Below are 1132 nucleotides of genomic sequence, written 5' to 3' on the forward strand. Positions count from 1 at the left end.
GCTCCATGTCGTTCGTGGAGAATAGTTGCTGACGTATTTGGGTCATTTCGTTTTCCCGTTTGATCCATAGGTCTTTGTGAGTGCATCGCCGAACGGCATGAGGACGTCCGAGAATGCCTGGAGATATTGCGGATACTGCTGTTTCACAAAATCAGCCAGCAATCGCATTACACCCATCGCGACCGCCAATTCGTTCGTTTCGGTCAGCACTCTTTTCGACGCGCCAATCGTCTTGTTGTAGGCGTCGGCCAATGACGCCAGCAACTGAACCTTCTTCGCCGGTGGAATGTCTGGCGACTCCTCAACGAGAACCATCGTCGCCTGGTACTGCGTGATCAGGCCGACCAGCATCTGGCGGGTGATATCCTCGATCGCACCGCCCGAAAACAACTGCGCTGCCAGTGCCTTGTCCCAATCGTCTCCACCGTCCTGCGCGTCCTGTTTCCAGCGGCATGCCGTGGCATACGACACGTTCGCCGCAGCGGCCGCTTGCTCAAGCGGCATCCGATCAAAGACATAGCGGCGACGAACCTTGTCTCGGACGCTTTTCGGATAGGCCATGTCGTCAGTGCATCAGTGCAGCGAGGATCAACTGCATGCCGACCGTAACCACGGCTGCCGCCATGCCACCCGCGAGCGCGCCTGCAACAGTGCCGCCAATGACCGACCGGTCGACGATCTGCTCAGTCTGCTCACGCACGATGCGCAACTTCTCGTTCAGATCCCGCAGCAATACGACCAGGCGCTCATCGTCAGAGGTCGTGCGGTTCATGCTTGCCCTCGCGTCAGTAGGTTTGTGAGCTTCTTGTCCAGCACGTCCCAGCCGTTCCGGAACTCCTCGCGCAGCAACTTGAAGTCGTCACGGGTGACATACTTACCGGCCATCGTTTCCCGCATGCTGGCCAGCTCACGCTGCATGCCCCTGATTTGCTCGCCTTGGTCTCGGTACGATGCCCACATAGCGCGGATGAAGAAGAGCAGGCCGAAGTTGATGATGGCGAGCAGGACTGAGATGAGGTAGATCAGCCCGCCATTACCAGAAAACAGTTGTTGAATTGTGGGTTGCATGGTCGTTCATGTATCGATAGTTAGAAGAGTCTTTGCGCCGGTTTTGGCACTACGGCGGCTTTTC

Annotated in this window: 3 protein-coding genes; all 3 read right to left on the reverse strand. The window is 57.1% G+C overall.

Annotation, left to right across the window (positions count from 1 at the left end; translation table 11 throughout):
- Positions 1–42: 42 nt before the first annotated feature.
- The 3 genes from PAN31117_RS26950 to PAN31117_RS26960 are packed head-to-tail and all read right to left on the reverse strand — an operon-like array spanning position 43 to position 1068.
- A complete protein-coding gene (locus PAN31117_RS26950) occupies positions 43–561 on the reverse strand; it encodes a DUF1804 family protein (protein WP_150740881.1) in 519 nt (172 codons plus the stop codon).
- 4 nt (positions 562–565) lie between these two features.
- The gene (locus PAN31117_RS26955) at positions 566–772 is read right to left on the reverse strand and encodes a hypothetical protein (RefSeq protein ID WP_150740882.1); all 207 of its coding nucleotides are present in this window, start codon (positions 770–772) and stop codon (positions 566–568) included.
- A complete protein-coding gene (locus PAN31117_RS26960; protein ID WP_150740883.1) occupies positions 769–1068 on the reverse strand; it encodes a hypothetical protein in 300 nt (99 codons plus the stop codon). The genes PAN31117_RS26955 and PAN31117_RS26960 overlap by 4 nt, the downstream gene beginning before the upstream one ends.
- Positions 1069–1132 lie beyond the last annotated feature (64 nt).

Source organism: Pandoraea anapnoica (assembly GCF_902459765.1).
GTDB lineage: Bacteria > Pseudomonadota > Gammaproteobacteria > Burkholderiales > Burkholderiaceae > Pandoraea > Pandoraea anapnoica.